This window comes from Actinosynnema mirum DSM 43827, assembly GCF_000023245.1.
Classification (GTDB): Bacteria; Actinomycetota; Actinomycetes; order Mycobacteriales; family Pseudonocardiaceae; genus Actinosynnema; species Actinosynnema mirum.
The window spans coordinates 4,954,438-4,971,166 of record NC_013093.1 but is presented as its reverse complement, the minus strand read 5'-3'; the positions used below and the strand labels follow the sequence as shown (position 1 = coordinate 4,971,166).

The 16,729-nt window shown below is 75.6% G+C and carries 14 protein-coding genes; all 14 read left to right on the top strand.

Going from position 1 to position 16,729, the window contains the following annotated elements:
* Positions 1–580 precede the first annotated feature (580 nt).
* The 14 genes from AMIR_RS21000 (at position 581) to ectB (ending at position 16,678) form a co-directional block, all read left to right on the top strand.
* Entirely contained in the window at positions 581–1,201 is a 621-nt protein-coding gene (locus AMIR_RS21000; protein WP_205590287.1) for a hypothetical protein, read from the top strand.
* Positions 1,198–1,671, top strand: a complete 474-nt coding sequence (locus AMIR_RS20995; RefSeq protein WP_205590286.1) for a GNAT family N-acetyltransferase — start codon at positions 1,198–1,200, stop codon at positions 1,669–1,671. Before AMIR_RS21000 ends, AMIR_RS20995 begins: the two co-directional genes overlap by 4 nt.
* Entirely contained in the window at positions 1,668–3,311 is a 1,644-nt protein-coding gene (locus AMIR_RS20990; RefSeq protein ID WP_015802957.1) for an amino acid adenylation domain-containing protein, read from the top strand. The genes AMIR_RS20995 and AMIR_RS20990 overlap by 4 nt, the downstream gene beginning before the upstream one ends.
* The gene (locus AMIR_RS20985; RefSeq protein WP_205590285.1) at positions 3,304–4,230 is read left to right on the top strand and encodes an alpha/beta hydrolase fold domain-containing protein; all 927 of its coding nucleotides are present in this window, start codon (positions 3,304–3,306) and stop codon (positions 4,228–4,230) included. The genes AMIR_RS20990 and AMIR_RS20985 overlap by 8 nt, the downstream gene beginning before the upstream one ends.
* Positions 4,214–5,869 carry an AMP-binding protein gene (locus tag AMIR_RS20980; RefSeq protein ID WP_015802955.1) on the top strand — a complete coding sequence of 552 codons (1,656 nt, stop codon included), beginning with the start codon at positions 4,214–4,216 and terminating at the stop codon, positions 5,867–5,869. The genes AMIR_RS20985 and AMIR_RS20980 overlap by 17 nt, the downstream gene beginning before the upstream one ends.
* Positions 5,870–5,878: 9 nt before the next feature.
* Positions 5,879–6,604: a rhodanese-like domain-containing protein gene (locus tag AMIR_RS37530; protein ID WP_015802954.1), complete on the top strand. Its 726-nt coding sequence runs from the start codon at positions 5,879–5,881 to the stop codon at positions 6,602–6,604.
* Between the two features lie 46 nt (positions 6,605–6,650).
* Positions 6,651–7,940, top strand: coding sequence for an NAD(P)/FAD-dependent oxidoreductase (locus AMIR_RS20970; protein ID WP_015802953.1), 1,290 nt, complete (start codon positions 6,651–6,653; stop codon positions 7,938–7,940).
* Positions 7,941–7,976: 36 nt separating this feature from the next.
* A complete protein-coding gene (locus tag AMIR_RS20965) occupies positions 7,977–8,966 on the top strand; it encodes a DMT family transporter (RefSeq protein WP_015802952.1) in 990 nt (329 codons plus the stop codon).
* Positions 8,967–9,069: 103 nt separating this feature from the next.
* Entirely contained in the window at positions 9,070–9,612 is a 543-nt protein-coding gene (locus AMIR_RS20960) for a DUF3291 domain-containing protein (RefSeq protein WP_015802951.1), read from the top strand.
* A 205-nt stretch (positions 9,613–9,817) separates the two neighbouring features.
* Positions 9,818–11,755, top strand: a complete 1,938-nt coding sequence (locus tag AMIR_RS20955) for a class I tRNA ligase family protein (RefSeq protein ID WP_015802950.1) — start codon at positions 9,818–9,820, stop codon at positions 11,753–11,755.
* On the top strand, positions 11,752–12,831 hold the full coding sequence (locus AMIR_RS20950; protein WP_015802949.1) for an NAD(P)/FAD-dependent oxidoreductase: 1,080 nt from the start codon (positions 11,752–11,754) through the stop codon (positions 12,829–12,831). The genes AMIR_RS20955 and AMIR_RS20950 overlap by 4 nt, the downstream gene beginning before the upstream one ends.
* A 43-nt stretch (positions 12,832–12,874) precedes the next feature.
* A complete protein-coding gene (locus tag AMIR_RS20945) occupies positions 12,875–14,230 on the top strand; it encodes a lysine N(6)-hydroxylase/L-ornithine N(5)-oxygenase family protein (RefSeq protein WP_015802948.1) in 1,356 nt (451 codons plus the stop codon).
* The gene (locus AMIR_RS20940; RefSeq protein ID WP_015802947.1) at positions 14,227–15,351 is read left to right on the top strand and encodes a hypothetical protein; all 1,125 of its coding nucleotides are present in this window, start codon (positions 14,227–14,229) and stop codon (positions 15,349–15,351) included. The genes AMIR_RS20945 and AMIR_RS20940 overlap by 4 nt, the downstream gene beginning before the upstream one ends.
* Before the next feature lie 79 nt (positions 15,352–15,430).
* Complete coding sequence (gene ectB / locus AMIR_RS20935) at positions 15,431–16,678, top strand: diaminobutyrate--2-oxoglutarate transaminase (RefSeq protein ID WP_015802946.1); 1,248 nt, start codon at positions 15,431–15,433, stop codon at positions 16,676–16,678.
* The last annotated feature ends 51 nt before the right edge of the window (positions 16,679–16,729 follow it).

The following is a 16,729-nucleotide window of genomic DNA, read 5'->3' as shown; positions in this document are numbered from 1 at the left end:
CCGGCCACCCGGACGGGCCCGGAAGGCCGCCCCCGGTATCGCTTCGGAATGCCGGGGGAAAGCATTTTCGGGGCCATTGCCGGCTGATTTCGGGCACGTTCCGGCGAGTGTCGGGCGAACACTGTCCGCTACCTCGACGGGTGCGGACGGGTGTGGCCGACGGCGAACGCGCGGGATGCCGAACACGTCTCGGGAGCAGACTTGTCGCAGCTCGTCCCGGTCGTACCGGGTGCGGCGGGCCTGCCGCGGGGCCGTCGCCCCGTGCGCAATACGGCGGTTACATCCCTCAGCGTAGTGACAGGACGTGCTCGTGCCGATACGTTCGATGAGGTCTTGGCGGACCGGGCTCAGGAAAGTGGTCGGGGACGTTCCGGTGAGGGCGAGGTGGCGACCAATGCGGATCTTCGGCGTCGAACGCGGGGCTTTGTCCGCCCGGTCCGCACACCCCGAGTCCGGGTGATCCGATAACCCGGCGAGCCGCCTTTCCGGGCTCGCCCGCGCTGTACCCGAGAATCCGACGCGACATCCGGCCGGACGCCGGTGCGCGCTTCACCCGACGCCTTGTCCGGGTCCCCCACGAATGCGGCGGGACGGGCCGCGCGCCCGTCGCCCCGGCGCGGAGCGGGCGGGCCTCGACCGGCGCGGCACGACCCGAGGCACTCCGGAGGAGAACGAGCGCATGGTGCAGACGGCCGACCACCCGAGCGCGGGGGAGACCGCCGCGTCGAACCCGCTGGCGTACTCGCCCCGCCTGGTCAAGGCGCTCCCGCCGCTGGAGGTCCGCGGCCGGGTGCTCAAGCCCTACGCGATGTTCGCCGACCCCGCGCGCGCCGCCGAGGTCCCCGACCCCGCGTGGTTGGGCGAGCGGGCCGCCGCCGTGCTGGGCGAGGGCCTCGACGCGGGCGATCACCCGCTCGGGTTCCTGATCCTGCACTACGGCTGCGACGGCGACTACCTGCTGGTGAGCCAGTGGTACGACGCCAACATGCTCAAGCACTGGGTGCGCGGCCTGACCCCCGCCGCCGACGGCTCGACCACCACCGCCCCGCTGGCGCAGCGCGACCTGGTGGCCTGCGTGTGGGAGCTGGAGGTCATGCGGTTCGAGCGCGACGCCTGGGTCAACACCGTGCTGGCGCGCGGGACCCTCGACGACGACGCCCGCGCGGCCTACCTGGCCACGACCTTCTCGGGGTGGGTGTGAGCGACGTCGAGGTGCGGCCGATCGAGCCGGACCAGCTCCCGGGGCTGCTGGAGCTGTGCCGCGAGCACGCCGCGTACGAGAAGTCCGGGTTCCGGGAGAGCGGCCAGGTCGAGCGCTGGCGCGCGGCCCTGTTCGGCGACCGGCCGGTGCTGCACGGCTGGGTGGCCGTCGACGGCGGCGGGCGCCTGTGCGGCTACATGACCGCCACGATCGACTTCGCCACCTGGGGCGCGGAGCCGTTCGCCTACCTGGACTGCCTCTACCTGCGCGAGCCGTACCGGGGCTCGGGCCTGGGCCGCGCGTTCTTCGAGCGGCTGCGCGGGTTCGCCGCCGCGCGCGGGTGCGCCCGCGTCGAGTGGCAGACCCCGCCGGACAACGAGCTGGGCATCGGCTTCTACCGGCGCATGGGCGCCACCGACAAGCCCAAGGCCCGCTTCAGCTACGACGTCGACGGGCAGGTCGCCCCGTGACCACGACGCCCGCCCGCACAGCGCCCCTGCCGCCCTGGTCGCTCGACCCCGCCGACCGCGCCCTCCCCCCGCCCCCGCTCGGCGACCTCGTCCGCGCGGCGGCGGCCAACTGGCCCGACCGCCCCGCCGTCCACGACGGCCGCTCCGGCTTCACCTTCGCGGAGCTGGAGCGCGGGGCGCTGGCGCTCGCCGCCCGGCTCGCGGAGCTGGGCGTGCGGCCGGGCGACCGGGTCGCGGTCCTGGCGGAGAAGTCCGCGCTCGTGCCCGCGCTCGCCATCGGCGCCTGGAAGCTCGGCGCCGTCTACGCCCCGCTCGACGCCGCCCAGCCCGAGCCCCGGCTGCGCGGCCTGCTCGGCAGGCTGCGGCCCCGCGCGGTGCTCGCCCTGGACGACCGGGAACCGGTGGTCGACGACGCCGCCTGGATCGGCCGCGCCGAGCTGGACGTGGTCCTCCGGGAACCGGCCCCCGACCTGCCCTCGGCCGTGCGCGGACCCGACGACCCGGCGTACGTCATCTTCACCTCCGGCTCGACCGGCGCGCCCAAGGGCGTCGAGATCGGCGTCGGCAGCCTGGTCGCGTACTTCGGCAACCACAACGAGGTCCTGCGCTTCACCCCGGCCTCGCGGGTGTTCAGCCTGTCCCCGTTCCACTTCGACGTCTCGATCGAGGACACGCTGCTGCCGCTCTCGCTCGGCGCGTTCGTCCACCAGTTCCGGGGCGTCCACGCGGGCGCGATCATGCGCGCGGTCATCGCCCGCGAGCGGATCACCCACCTGATCGCGGTCTCCACCCTCCTGACGATGATCACCGAGGGGGGCAGGCACGTCGGCAGGAAGACCTTCCCGCACCTGGAGATGGTGATGACCGGCGCCGAGGTGTGCGACCCCGGCGTGATCAACCTCTGGAAGGCGGCCCTGCCGGAGGCCCGCGTGTTCAACGTCTACGGGCCCACCGAGGCGACGATCGTGTGCACCGCCTACGAGATCGCCGAGGTCGACCCGGACCGCACCGGCTCCTACCCGATCGGCAGGCCGCTGCGCGGCGTCGCGGCGCGGATCGTCGACGACGGGCGCGAGGTCGTCGCGCCCGGCCACGTCGGCGAGCTGTGGATCGGCGGCGAGCAGGTGATGCTCGGCTACTTCGACCAGCCCGAGGAGACCGCGCGCCGCGTCGTCGAGCACGACGGCGTCCGCTACTACCGCACCGGCGACATGTGCGCCTACGACGACAACGGCGACATCGTCTTCCACGGCCGCGACGACGACGAGGTCAAGCTCGCGGGCCGCCGCGTCCACCTCGGCGAGATCCGGCAGCTCGTTCTGGGCAGCGCGGGCGTCGAGCGGGCCGCCGTCGCGCTCGTCCCGCGCGGCGGCCGGGACGTCATCGCCCTGGTGGTGATGGCCCCCGACCGGGCGGTGGTGGCCGACGTGGAGGCGCTGCTGGCCGACCAGCTGCCCGACTACATGCGCCCGACCCTGCTGGCCTGGTCGCCGTCGCCGACGGTGTCCTCCACCGGCAAGACGGACGAGAACCGGCTGATGCGGCGGCTCGCCGACGCGGTGCGGGACCGCACCGCCACGCGCTTCGCGTTCACCGCCGACGGGACCGCCGAACCCGCCGAGGGGGACGGCCTTGGCTGAGCGGATGCACCCCGAGTTCGCCCGCCTCGCCGCGGCCAGGCGGATCATGGCCGTGCCGCCGTCGACGGGCGCGCCGACCGCCGACCGGGTCCGCGCGGAGCGGGCGAACGCCGAGCGGTGGGTCGAGCGCTTCGGTGGCGCGGCCGACCCCGGCGACGGCGCGGTGGTCGAGCGGCGCGCGGGCTCGGTCCTGGTGCGCCCGGCGGTGCTGGACGAGCGCGCCCCGCACGTCCTCTACGTCCACGGCGGCGGGATGGTCTACTACTCGACCACGACGTTCCTGCCGTTCCTGCGGCTGCTGGCCACCACCCTGCGCGCGCCCGTCGAGGCGTTCGACTACCCCAAGGCGCCCGAGCACACCGCCGAGGAGTCGCTGGCGCGCCTGGGGGAGGCGGTCGCGGCGCGGTGCGCCGAGCCGGGCGGCAGGCGGCCGGTCATCGCGGGCGACAGCGTCGGCGGGCTGTTCGCGCTGCACCTGGCGCTGCGCGTGCTGCCGGGGGCCTTCGCCCGCGCGGTCCTGATCTACCCGGTGCTCGACCTGCGGACCGAGCGCGACTCCTACCGCGAGTTCGGCGAGGGCCACTTCCTCGACCGCACCGCCATGCGCGGCTTCAAGTCCTTCCTGGAGCCGTTCTTCTCGGCGCGCGGCCTCGACCCGCTCGCCCTGTCCGACGCCGAGCTGGCCGCGCTGCCGCCCTGCTCGCTCGTCACGGCGGGCTGCGACGTGCTGCGCGACGAGGGCCTGGCGTGGGCGCGGTTCCTGGCCGACCGGTCGGTCCCGCTCAGGCACTCCCACTTCCCCGACCTGCCGCACGACTTCTGCCTGTACGCGGCCGGGTTGGACTCGGCCCGGCGCGCCGCGGTCGAGATCGCGGCCACCGCGTTCGACACCGAGGAGGACCATGCCCAGCCGCGCTGAGGCCGCCGCGCTGCCGCCGTGGTCGACCGACCCCGCCGACGCGGGCGGGCCGCCGCCCGCGCTCGGCGACCTGTTCGCGGCCCCCGCCCTGCGGTGGCCGGACCGCCCCGCGATCGCCGACGGCGAGACCGGCTACGCGTTCGCCGACCTCGAACGGGCCGCCCGCTCGGTCGCGTCCGCGCTCGCGGCGCTCGGCGTCGGCGAGGGCGACCGCGTGGTGGTGCTCAGCCGCAAGACCTCCGCGATGCCCGTCGTCGCGGTCGCCGTCTGGAAGCTCGCCGCCGTCTACGTCCCGCTCGACGGCGCCGAACCGGCCGGGCGGCTGCGCGCCCTCGTCGACCGGTTGCGCCCGCGCGCCGTGGTCGCGCTGGACGACAGCGACCCGCTCACCCCCGACGCGCGGTGGCTCGGCGGCGCGGACCTGGCCGCCGCGCTGGCCGGGGACGCCGACCACCCCACCACGCCGCACCGGCCGGGCGCCGCCGCGTACGTCGTGCTCGCCGCGGGCCCCAGCGGCGTGCCGCAGGGCGTCGAGAACAGCGCGGACGCCCTCACCTCCTACTTCCGCGCCCACAACCGGGTCCTGCGCGTCACGCCGGACTCGCGGGTGCTGAGCCTGTCGCCGTTCCAGGTCGACGTCTCCTTCGAGGACACCCTGCTCCCGCTGTCGCTGGGGGCCCACGTCTTCCAGTTCCGGGGCCTGCCCGCAGGCCCGCTCGTGCGCGCGGTGCTGGCCCGCGAGCGGATCACCCACCTGATCGCGGTCTCCCTGCTGCTGGGCATGATCACCGGGGACGGGCGGCAGCTCGACCCGGCCAGGCTCCCGGCGCTGGAGCTGGTGATGACCGGGGCCCAGGTGTGCGACCCCGCCGTCGTGGCCGCGTGGCGGCGGCGGTTGCCCGGAGTCCGGCTCGTCCACGCGTTCGGGCCGCCCGAGGCCACGGTGTTCGCGATCTCCCACGAGTTCGGGCCCGACGACGGGGACGGCCCCGAGGGCAACGGCCCCAGCGGGAACGGCCCCAGCGGGAACGGCCCGGACGAGGACGCGGGCCGCCTGATCGGCCGCCCGCTGCCCGGCTGCCGGGTCCGGATCGTCCGCGACGGCGTCGAGCAGCGCGCGCCCGGCGAGCGCGGCGAGCTGTGGGTCGGCGGCGAGCGGGTGATGCTCGGCTACGTCGACCAGCCCGAGGAGACCGCCCGCGCGGTCGTCGAGCACGACGGCGTCCGCTACTTCCGCACCGGCGACGTGTGCTCCCGCGACGAGCGCGGCGACCTGCGCTTCCACGGCCACGCCGACCCGGACGTCGGGTGGCTCGCGGGCCGCCGCTGCCACCTCGCCGAGGTCCGCCGGGCCGCCGAGGGCTGCCCCGGCGTCGGCGGCGCGGTCGCGGCCGTCGTCCCGCGCGCCCGGCGCGACGTCGTCGCGCTCGTGGTCACCTCGGCCGACCCGCTGGTGCTCGACGCCGTGGCGGCCCGCCTGGACGACCTGCTGCCGGACCACCTGCGCCCTGGGCTGCTGGCCCGCTCGCCCGCCCCGGTCGGCGCGGACGCGCTCTCCCGCCTGGCGGACGCCGCCCGGCGATCCGACTCCGACCGCTTCGCGCTGTCCCCCGACGGCGCCGTCGAGCCCATTGAGTGAGGGGGAGCCATGTCAGCACCGGTGAAGGACGACGTGAAGGACAAGGTCGCCGACTACCTGGAGGCCGCGCTGGGCAAACCGGTCGACCTCGGGGCGCTGCCCGACGACGCGCCGCTGGGCGTGCTCGGCCTCGACTCGCTCACCACCATCGGCGTGCTCGTCGCGCTGCTGGAGGACGCCGGCGTCGACCTGGGCGAGTACGCCGACTCGCTGGTCACCCCCAGCACCCTCGGCGACCTGTACGCGCTCGCCGACCGGTTCGCGGCCGACCCCGAACCCGAGACCACCACCGAGGCCCAGCCCCAGGGGGGAACCGGCATGACCGGCGACCAGCGCTCCCAGCTCGACTTCTACCGGGACAAGCTCGCCTACGAGATCGACTCCGCCGACCTGGAGGACGCCCTCGCGGCGGGCCAGGACATCGTCGTGGTCGACGGCCGCAGCAGCGAGTCCTACGCGCACGAGCACATCCCCGGCGCGATCAGCGTCCCGCACCGCTCCATCTCCCAGGAGTCGCTGTCCGGGCTGTCCAAGGCCCCGCTGTACGTCGCGTACTGCGACGGCATCGGCTGCAACGCCTCCACCAAGACCGCGGTCAAGCTGGCCACGGCCGGGTTCCGGGTCAAGGAGCTGATCGGCGGCCTCGACTGGTGGAAGCGGGACAACCACCCCACCGAGGGGCACGCGGGCAGGCGGGTCGAGCCCTCGGGCGCGGCCTGCGGCTGCGCGGGCTAGGCGCGTGGACCCCGTGGCACCGGACCGAGAGGAGGGCGGGAGAGCCGTGAGCACACCGGAGTCGACCAGCGCGCCGGAGTCGACCAGCGCACCGGAGTCGGAGTCGAGCTGGGACGTCGTGGTCGTCGGGGGGAGCATCGCGGGGTGCGCCACCGCGATCCGCTTCAGCCGGATGGGGCACCGCGTCGCGCTGCTGGACCGCAAGACCATGGACGACGGGCACCACAAGCGCCTGTGCACCCACTTCATCCAGCCGCACGCCGTGCCGCTCCTGGCGGGCCTCGGCTTGGACCACCTCTACGGCCCCGAGTGGTCCGTGCGCACCAAGGCCGTGTTCGTCACCCCCGGCGGCGTCGTGGAGGGGCCGGGGTTGAGCTACGACCCCGACCAGCCCGGCGCGCACGCGCTCAACCTGGAGCGGCGGGTGCTCGACCCCGCCCTGCGGGAGTCCGCGCGCCGCCACGGCGTCGAGTACCTGGACGGCACGGGCGTCGAGTCGATCGGCCGGGACGGCTCCGACTGGTTCCTGGACACCGACGGCGACCGGGGCCCGCGCCGCTTCCGCGCCCGCCTGGTGGTCGCCGCCGACGGCCGCCGCTCCCGGCTCGCCAAGGAGCTGGGCAACCCCGCCGAGAGCCGCCCGAACGAGCGCGCCGCCCTGTTCGGCTACTTCTCGGGCATCACCACCCGCGCCGACCAGCGGTCGGTGTTCGTCATGCACGAGCGCGACCTGGCCTGCGCCTACCCGCTCCCCGGCGGCCGGACCCAGCTCGTCCTGTTCGCCGACAAGGCGCGCGTGGAGGGCTGGGGCGGCGCGGACAACCGGATGCGCGAGTTCCTCGCCTACTTCGACGGCCTGCCCGACGCGCCGTCCACGGCGGGCGCCGTCCCCGAGGGCGGGCTGCTCGGCTACGCCGACTACCCGAGCCTGCTGCGCGAGCCGGTGGTCGACTCGGTGCCGTTCGTCGGCGACGCCGCGCTCTCGCTCGACCCGATGAGCGGCGTCGGCTGCGGCTTCGCGCTCGTGTCGGCCGACCTGCTGGCGAGCTCCTTCGCCGACCGGTCGCTCTCCGAGGACGACCGCGAGGCGGGGCTCGCCGAGTACCGCGAGCGCTACTCGCGGGTCCTGCTCCCGCACGCCGAGGGCATCTGCGTCGACTCGCTGGTCGGCAAGGACGAGACCTCCCGGCGCAGGATGTTCGAGACCATCAGCGCTGACCCCGAGCTGAGCCGGAGGTACCTGGCCCTCACCGGTCGCATGACGCTGCCCGCGGAGTTCCAGCGGCTCTTCATGCGGGCGCTGATGACCCGGCGACGGCCAGCGGTGAAGCGCTAGCGCCCGAGCGGCGGAAGAACCCGAGAAACGGTGGACATGAGCACTCCAAACCCCTCCATCCTGGTCGGCGTGCTGAGCGGCGTCGGCGCGAACCTGCTCTGGGGCCTGGCGTTCCTGATGCCGGTGCTGCTCCCGGACTCCGACTCCGTCGCGCTCGCGCTGGGCCGGTACCTCGTCTACGGGCTGGTGTCGGTCGGCATCGCGCTCGCCACGCGGGGCGCGGGGATGCGCGGGCTCGACCGGGGGGTGTGGCTCACGGCGGCGCTGTTCGCCTTCGCGGGGCACCTGGGCTACTACTTCTTCCTGGTGCAGGGGATCACGCACACCGGCGCCCCCATCACCACGGTGATCATCGGGACGCTCCCGGTGACCGTCGCGGTGACCGGGAACCTGGTGCGCAGGGAGTTCCCGTTCTCCCGCCTGCTGCTGCCGCTCGGGTTCATCGTCGTCGGCCTGGTCCTGGTCAACCTCGTGGAGGTCGACTGGGACACCGCGCTCGGCGACCGCTCCGGCCTCAACTGGGTGATCGGCATCGGGTCGGCGCTGGTGGCGCTGGCGCTGTGGACCTCGTACGCGGTGGCCAACGCCAGCTTCCTGCGCCGCCACCCCGAGATCTCGCCGACCGGCTGGTCGACGCTCATGGGCGTGTGCACGCTGGGCCTGTCGCTGCTCGCCCTGCCGGTCGCCGCGCTCTCCGGCGGCGTGCGCGTCGGCTCGGGCGACGCGCTGCTCCCGCTGGTGGCGGGCAGCGTGGTGCTGGGCGTGCTCGTCTCGTGGGTCGGGACGGTGCTGTGGAACCGCTCGTCCGGGCTCGTGCCGATCTCCATCGCCGGGCAGCTCGTCGTCATCCAGGTGGTCGCCGGGCTGGTCTACGTCTTCGCCTGGGACGGCCGCGTCCCGCCGCTGCCGGAGCTGGCCGGGATCGCGCTGATCATCGGCGGCGTGCTGCTGGCCATCCAGCGCACCCGCAGGACCGCGCCGCCGAAGGAGGGCTCGCTCGTGGACGAGGCCGAGCTGACCTCGTGAGCACCGCCGCCTGCGGTCGCGCGGACCCCGCCGCAGGCGGCCACCGGACGCCGCACGTCAGGGAGAACCCGCCGGGGGACCGGCCCGAGGAGGAGGGACACCGATGCCGCGCGTCGCGTTCACGACTTTCGCGATCCTGAAGAAGCCGTACGGGGACCCCGAGGTCCAGGAGTTCGACGACCTCACCCCGCCCACCTTCGAGGAGGCCGAGGGCAGTCCGGGGTTCGTCGCCCGCGCCAAGGAGGACCCCGGCCAGAGCCACCTGAGCAACTTCGAGCGCGACTGGGGCGAGTGGGGCAGGTTCACCGTCCCGCGCTTCTACACCGGGGGCCGCACCACCGCCACCGACAGCCGCGCCTCCACCCTGTCGCTGTGGGCCGACCTGGAGTCCGTCCACGCCTTCGCCTACAGCGGCGGCATCCACCGCACCGCGCTGCGCAGGCGGCACGAGTGGTTCCTCAAGCCGGAGTGGCCGAGCTACGCCATGTGGTGGGTCGCGGACGACGTCACCCCCACCTGGGCGGACGCCTGCCAGCGGCTGGAGCGCCTGCACGACGACGGGGCCACCCCCTTCGCCTTCACCTTCCGCAAGCCGTTCACCGCGAGCGGGGAGCCCACCTCGCTGCGCACCAGGAGCCAGACCTGAGCACGGCTCCCTGAGTCCCGCTCCCCGAGTCCCGCCCACCCCACCGACACCGACAGCGCCCACCGCCCCCAGGGGCGCGGCGCACCCCACCACGGCACCGCCCGCGCGGGTGGCGCCGCACCCCGTGCTGCCCGCATTCGCCCGGCGCGCCTCCCGCACCGCGCCGGGCCACCCCCCGTCCACACCACACACCAGGGGACTTCCTGTGATAACGCGCGCCTTCGACCGGTCGGCGATGAGCTGGTCCTACGAGATGAGCCTGCAACCGATGCTGTCGGCCGCCGACATCGACGGCCTCCCGTTCGGCTCCGTCTTCGGCAGCGTCCCCCCGCGCAGCGTCTCGAAGCGGCACGCCCACCAGGACGGCGAGATGTTCATCGTCCTCGCGGGCCGGGCGACCGTGGTGCTCGGCGACGAGGAGCGCGAGCTGGGGCCGGGCGGCGTCGTGCACCTGTCGCCCTTCGGCTACCACGAGATCCGCAACGAGCACGACGAGCCGTTCGACCTCGTCTCGATCTACTGGGAGCACATCCCCAGCGCCGTGGCCGCCCTGGAGGAGACCCCGCCGCGCGCCTCGCTGCCGCAGCGGGCCCTGGTCTTCTGCCCGCCGCCCACCCCCAACGGCGGCCTGCACCTGGGCCACCTCGCGGGCCCGTACGTCCGGGCCGACGTGCTGGTGCGCGCGCTGCGCAGCACCGGCCGCGACGCCAGGCACGTCACCGGCACCGACGACCACCAGTCGCACGTCGCCGTCAGCGCCCGCCTCGGCGGCGCCACCCCCGAGCAGGTCGCCGCCTCCCACGGCGAGGCCATCCTGGCGACGCTGCGCGCGGCCGGGGTCGACTGCGACCGGCTCACCCGCCCGGCGACCGCGCCGGGGCACGCCGACCGGATCCGGGAGCTGATCACCCGGCTCGCCGAGTCGCCCTCGGTCACCGAGCAGGAGCGGGACACCGCCTACTGCGCCGCCTGCGACCTGTCGCTGCACCAGGCGTTCGCGCGCGGCGCCTGCGCGCACTGCGCGGCCGACAGCGACGGCGAGATCTGCGAGGCGTGCGGGCGGCCCAACGAGGCCAAGGACCTCGTGGACCCGCGCTGCAGGCTCTGCGGCGGCCCGGCCACCACCCGCCCCGAGCGCGCGCTGTGGCTGGACATGTCCGCCCACGCCGAGCAGCTCGCCCGGTACCTCAAGGACTCGCACACCTCGCCCGACCTGCTCGCCCTGGTGGAGCGCCTGCTGGCCGACGGCCTGCCGCCGTACCGGCTCGCCCGCCGCGCCGACTGGGGCGTCGAGCTGGCGGACGGCCAGCGCGTCGACGCCTGGGTCGACCTCGCGCTGACCTTCCTCGACGCCGCGCGCGCCGAGACCGAGCAGGACGGCCCCGCCAAGATCACCCTGTTCCTCGGCTACGACAACAGCTTCTTCTACGCCGTGCTCCTGCCCGCCGTGGCCTTCGCCGCCGGGCTGGCCGAGCACCTGCCCGCCGCCTTCGTCACCAACCAGTTCCTGCACCTGGACGACGCGAAGTTCTCCACCAGCCGGGGCCACGCCATCTGGGCGGACCCCGCGCTGGCCGAGGCGGGCCCCGACGCCGTGCGGCTGGCGCTGCTGCGCAACGCCCCCGAGGGCCGCGTCACCCGGATCACCCAGGAGCGGGCCGCCCTGCTCGCCCAGGACCCGCTCCACCTGGCCGCCAAGGAGTGGCTCGCCGGGTTCGCGGGCGTCGGGGACGGGGTGGTGCCCGGCACCGGGGCGTGGACCGACGCGCACCGCGAGTTCTACCGCAACCTCAACCTCACCACCCGGCAGCTCGACGGGCTGCTGATCCCCGAGTCGTTCAGCGCGCGCGGCTACGTCCGCCTGCTGGAGGCCTTCGTGGAGCGCGCCGCCGAGTTCCGGGCGACCGAGGAGCCGCTGCGCGCGGTGCCCTCGCTCGCCGAGGAGGCGCGCACGAGCCTGGCCCTGGACCACCTGGCCGCCAAGGCGTTCGCCGCGCTGGCCTGGCCGATCACCCCCGACCTCGCCCTGCGGACCTGGCGGTGGCTCGGGCTGCCCGGCGAGCCGGTGCGCGAGGCGGACTGGTCGTTCCTGCCCGGCGGCACGCGCGTCACCTCGCCCTCGCCGCTGGACGCGCGGCCGTGAGCGCGCCCGAGCGCCCGGACGTCGTGGTGGTGGGCGCCGGGATCACCGGCGCCTCCATCGCCCGCCACCTGGCCGCCGCGGGCGCCTCCGTCGTCGTGCTCGAACGGGGGCGGCCCGCCTCCGGCGCCACCGGCCGCTCCGGCGGCATGGTGCGCGCCTACGACCCCGACCCGGCGATCGCCGAGCTGGCCCTGCCCAGCCTCGCGGTCTACCGCGACCCCGCGAACTGGGCGTCCGGGCGGTCCCCGCTGCGCGCCGTGGGCTCGGTGACCGCCGCCGACCCCGCCCAGGAGGCGGAGCTGCGCGCCGAGGCCGCGCGGATCACCGCCGCGCTGGGCGGCTCCGCGCACGTGGTCGCGGGCCCCGACGAGGCGGCGGGCGTCCGGCTGGCGGGCGGTATCGCCCTGGTCGAGCCCGAGGCGGGCTGGGTGGACCCCGCCGAGGTCACCGGGGACTGGCTGGCCCAGGCCCGCGCCCTCGGCGCCTCGGTGCGCGCGGGCACGCCCGTGCGCGCGGTCACCGCCCTCGGCGGACGCCCCGTCGTCCACACCGACGACGGCGAGCTGCGCGCGGGGACCGTCGTCGCCGCCACCGGCCCGTGGGCGGCCGACCCCGTGCCGGGGCTGCGGCCCGCGCACCCGGTGCGGGCGCGGTCGATCCAGGTCAGCGTGGTGGAGCGGGGGCCGGACGCGCCGCCCCACGCGACCTTCGTCGACCTGCGCACCGGCCGGTACGCCAAGCCGGTCGGCGCCGACCGCACCCTCCTGGGGATGCCCCACCTGGTGTGGGACTGCCCCTTCGACGCCCCCGCCGACCCCGAGCACGAGCGGGCCACCACCACCGCGCTCGCCACCCACCTCCCGTGGGTCGCCCTGGCCGCGCACGTGGCGACCACCCGCGCCACCGACGCCTACGGCGCGCCCGCGCACGGGCCGTCCGGCCTGCTGGAGAGCACCGGCGTGCCGCACGCCTGGTCGGTGCGCGGCTGGAACGGCGGCGGCGTCAAGACCGCCCCGGAGGCCGGCCGCCGCATCGCGCTGGCGTGCCTGTCCGGCGCCCGCACCGACGTCGCCTGACGGCGGCGCCCACCCCCCACCCCCACGGCATCAGAGGTGCTCCATGCCCGACGCAGCCGCTCCACCGCTCGCCGCCGCCCCCGGCCGGGCCGAACCCGCGCCCCGCTGCCACGACGTGCTGGGCATCGGCTTCGGCCCCGCGAACCTGTCGCTGGCCATCGCCTTCGAGGAGGAGGGCCACGAGCTCGACGCCCGCTTCCTGGAGGCCAGGCCCGGCCCGTCCTGGCAGAGCGCGATGATGCTCGACGGGTCGGACATCCAGAACCACCCCGTGCGCGACCTGGTGTCGCTGCGCAACCCGCGCAGCCGCTACAGCTTCATCAACTACCTGTTCGAGAACGGCAGGCTGCTGGAGCACCTCAACGTCCCGCTGGAGTTCCCGCTGCGCAAGGACTACGCGCGCTACGTCTCCTGGGCCGCGACCCACTTCAGCAGCCAGGTCGACTACGGCACGCACGTCACCGGCGTCGCGGTCGAGCGCGACGCCGAGGACCGCCGGGTCTACGCCGTCACCACCTCCACCGGCCAGGTCCACCGGGGCCGGTCGCTGGTGATCGGCACCGGCCGGGCCCCCTACGTGCCCGAGCCGTTCGACGCCGTCGACTCCCCGCGCGTGTTCCACCTGACCCGGTACCTGCCCGCGCTGGAGCGGCTCGCCGAGCTCGACGTCGCCCACGACGGCGACCGGACGCCGCTGTCCGTGGTGGTGATCGGCGGCAGCCAGAGCGCGGTGGAGCTGACGCTGGACCTCGCCCGGCGCTTCCCGCGCGCCACCGTGACCATGCTGGTGCGGTCGCTGACGCTGCGGCTGAAGGACACCAGCCCGTTCAGCGAGGAGGGCTACTTCCCCGGCTTCACCGACTACTACTACCGCGCCCCGCGCGAGCGCAAGGACGCCATCGACTCGTACATGCGGCTGACCAACTACTCCTCCGCCGACGGCGACGTGCTGCGCGAGCTGTACCGGCTCATCTACGAGCAGCGCCTGGACGGCGACCAGCGGGTGTTCGTCAGCGGCAGCCGCCAGGTGCGCTCGCTGGACGTGCGCGAGGACGGCGTCCACCTGGCCGTGGAGGAGTTGAACACGGGGGAGCGCGAGGAGCACCGGGCCGACTTCGTCGTGCTGGCGACCGGGTTCCGCGACCTCGGGCCCGCCGCCCACCAGGAGCGGGTGCCCGCCCTGATGCGCGAGGTCGCCGACGGCTTCGCCTTCGACGAGCACGGCTACCTGTCGGTGGGCCAGGACTACGAGGTGCGGCCGGTGGAGTCCGACACGCCCGCGCTGTTCCTCAACGGCCTGTGCGAGTCCAGCCACGGCATCGGCGACGCCGGGTCGTTCAGCCTGCTGTCGCTGCGGGCCAAGATCATCGCGGACGGCCTGCGGAAGCGCCTGTCGTGACCGGGCCCGCCGCGGTCACCGGGGGCGCGCGGCGGATCGCGGCGCACCTGTCCGGCGGCGTCCTCGGGGCCGCGATGCTGGTCATGCCGCCCGTCGTGGCGGCGCTGACCGGCGGGCGTGCCCCGCTGGTGTGGGCGGCGCACGTCGTGCTCGGCGGCGCGGTCGGCCTGGTGCTGGCCGAGCTGGTCAGGGCGCGCGTGCCGCCCGCCACGCTGGCGGGCGCGGTCGGCGCGCTGCTCGGCCCCCTGGCCGGGCGGGTGGTGGACGGGGTGTTCGCCGTCGCCTTCACCGCGGGGCAGGCGGCGATCGCCTGGTTCGCCGCGACGTGCCTGCTCGCGGCCCCCGGCGGCGCGCTGCCCGAGCCCGGCGTCGACGTGCTGCTGGTCGCGCTGGGGGTCCTCGTGGTCGCCGTGCTCGCCGCGCTCAGCCCGTTCCCGCCGCCCCCGGCCGTGCTCCGGGCACGGCCGTGGGTGACCGGGGCGCTGGCGCTGGCCTGCGTCGCGCTGGGCTGGCCCGGCGCGCCGCAGGCGGGCGCGCACACGCCGTTCGCGCCGACCGGGCTGCCACCCGGCGGCGCGGTGTGGCTGGCGCTGGCGGCGCTGTTCTTCGCGGGCGTCGGCTGGGAGTCGGTGACCTCGGTCGTGCCCGCCGTCGCGGCGGGCGCGCGGCGCACGGCGGGGGGCGTGGCGCTGGGCGTGGCCGCGGTGGCGGTGGTCTACGTCGGGCTGTCGGCGGTGCCCGCCGCAGGCGCGGCCACCGAGGTCCCCGGTCCGGTGCGGTGGGCGCTCGCCGTCGCGGTGCTCCTCGTGCTGACCTCCTACTGCTTCACCAACGTGCGCGCCGCCGCCCGGATCACCGCCCGGCTGCACCCGGACTGGCGGCCCGGCCGCGCCGTCGTCGCGGTCGTGGGCGCCGCGTGCTGCGCGTTCGCCTGCGCGGGCGTGCGGGACGGCGCGGTGCCCCTGCTCCTGCTCGGTCCCGCCGTCGCCGCGCTCGTCGGCTACGCCCTGGCGGCGGTGGCCGCCGTGCGCCTGGGCGGGCCCGCGCTGCGGTGCGCTGGGGCCGTCCTGCTGCTCGTGCTCGTCGCCTTCCTCCCGGCGGGCGCGCTGCTCACCGGGTGACCCGCCGCCCTGCCCCGCCCAGCCCTGCCCCGCCCAGCCCTGTCCCGTACCGCCCTGTCCCGTACCGAGGAGAGAAGCCATGTCCACCCCCGCGATCGAGTCCGAGGTCCGCAGCTACAGCAGGAACTGGCCGGTGGTGTTCGACCACGCGGGCGGCAGCCGCATCGTCAGCGAGGACGGCCGTGCCTACCTGGACTTCTTCGCGGGCGCGGGCGCGCTGAACTACGGCCACAACCACCCCCTGCTCAAGCGGGCGCTGCTCGACTACCTCGAACGGGACGGCGTCGCGCACAGCCTGGACATGCTCACCCGCGCCAAGCGGGAGTTCCTCGCCGAGTTCGCCGAGCGGGTGCTCGCGCCGCGCGGGCTCGACTACCGGGTGCAGTTCACCGGCCCGACGGGCGCCAACAGCGTGGAGGCCGCCCTCAAGCTGGCCCGCAAGGTGACCGGGCGGCAGTCGGTCGTCGCGTTCACCGGCGCGTTCCACGGCATGTCGCTGGGCTCGCTCGCGGTCACCGGCAGCGCCGCCAAGCGCGCGGGCGCGGGCGTCCCGCTGGGGCACGTCCACCGCGTGCCCTACGACGGCTTCGCGGGCGGCGCGGTGCCCGGCCTGGTCCTGCTGGACGCGCTGCTGTCCGACCGCAGCAGCGGCGTCGACCTGCCCGCCGCCGTCATCGTCGAGACCGTGCAGGGCGAGGGCGGCGTCAACCCGGCCGGGGCCGCCTGGCTGGCCGACCTCGCGGACCTGTGCGCCCGCAGGGGGGTGCTGCTGATCGTCGACGACATCCAGATGGGCTGCGGGCGCACCGGCCCGTTCTTCAGCTTCGAGTCCGCCGGGATCACCCCGGACGTGGTGTGCCTGTCGAAGTCCCTCAGCGGCTACGGCCTGCCGATGTCGCTGACCCTGTTCCGGCCGGAGCTGGACGTGTGGGAGCCGGGGGAGCACAACGGCACGTTCCGGGGGAGCAACCCGGCGTTCGTGACCGCGACCGCCGCCCTGCGGGAGTTCTGGTCCGACCGCGTGCTGGAGAAGCAGACCACCGAGCGCGGCCTGCTGCTGGAGGAGCGGCTGGGCGCGCTGGCGGTCGCGCACCCGTCGGGCGTGGCGCAGGTGCGCGGCCGGGGGCTGGTGTGGGGCGTGGCGTTCCGGGAGCCGGACGCGGCGAGGCGGGTGGCGGCGGAGGCGTTCGCCAGGGGGCTGCTGGTGGAGACGTCGGGCTCGCTGGACGAGGTGGTCAAGCTCCTGCCGCCGCTGACCGCGACGAACGAGGAGCTGGAGGAGGGGCTGGCCGTGCTGGACGAGGCGGTCGCGGCGGCGGTGGGCTGAGCGGGACCGCTCCGGGGGGCGGGGTGATCCCGCTCCCGGAGCCGGTCGTGT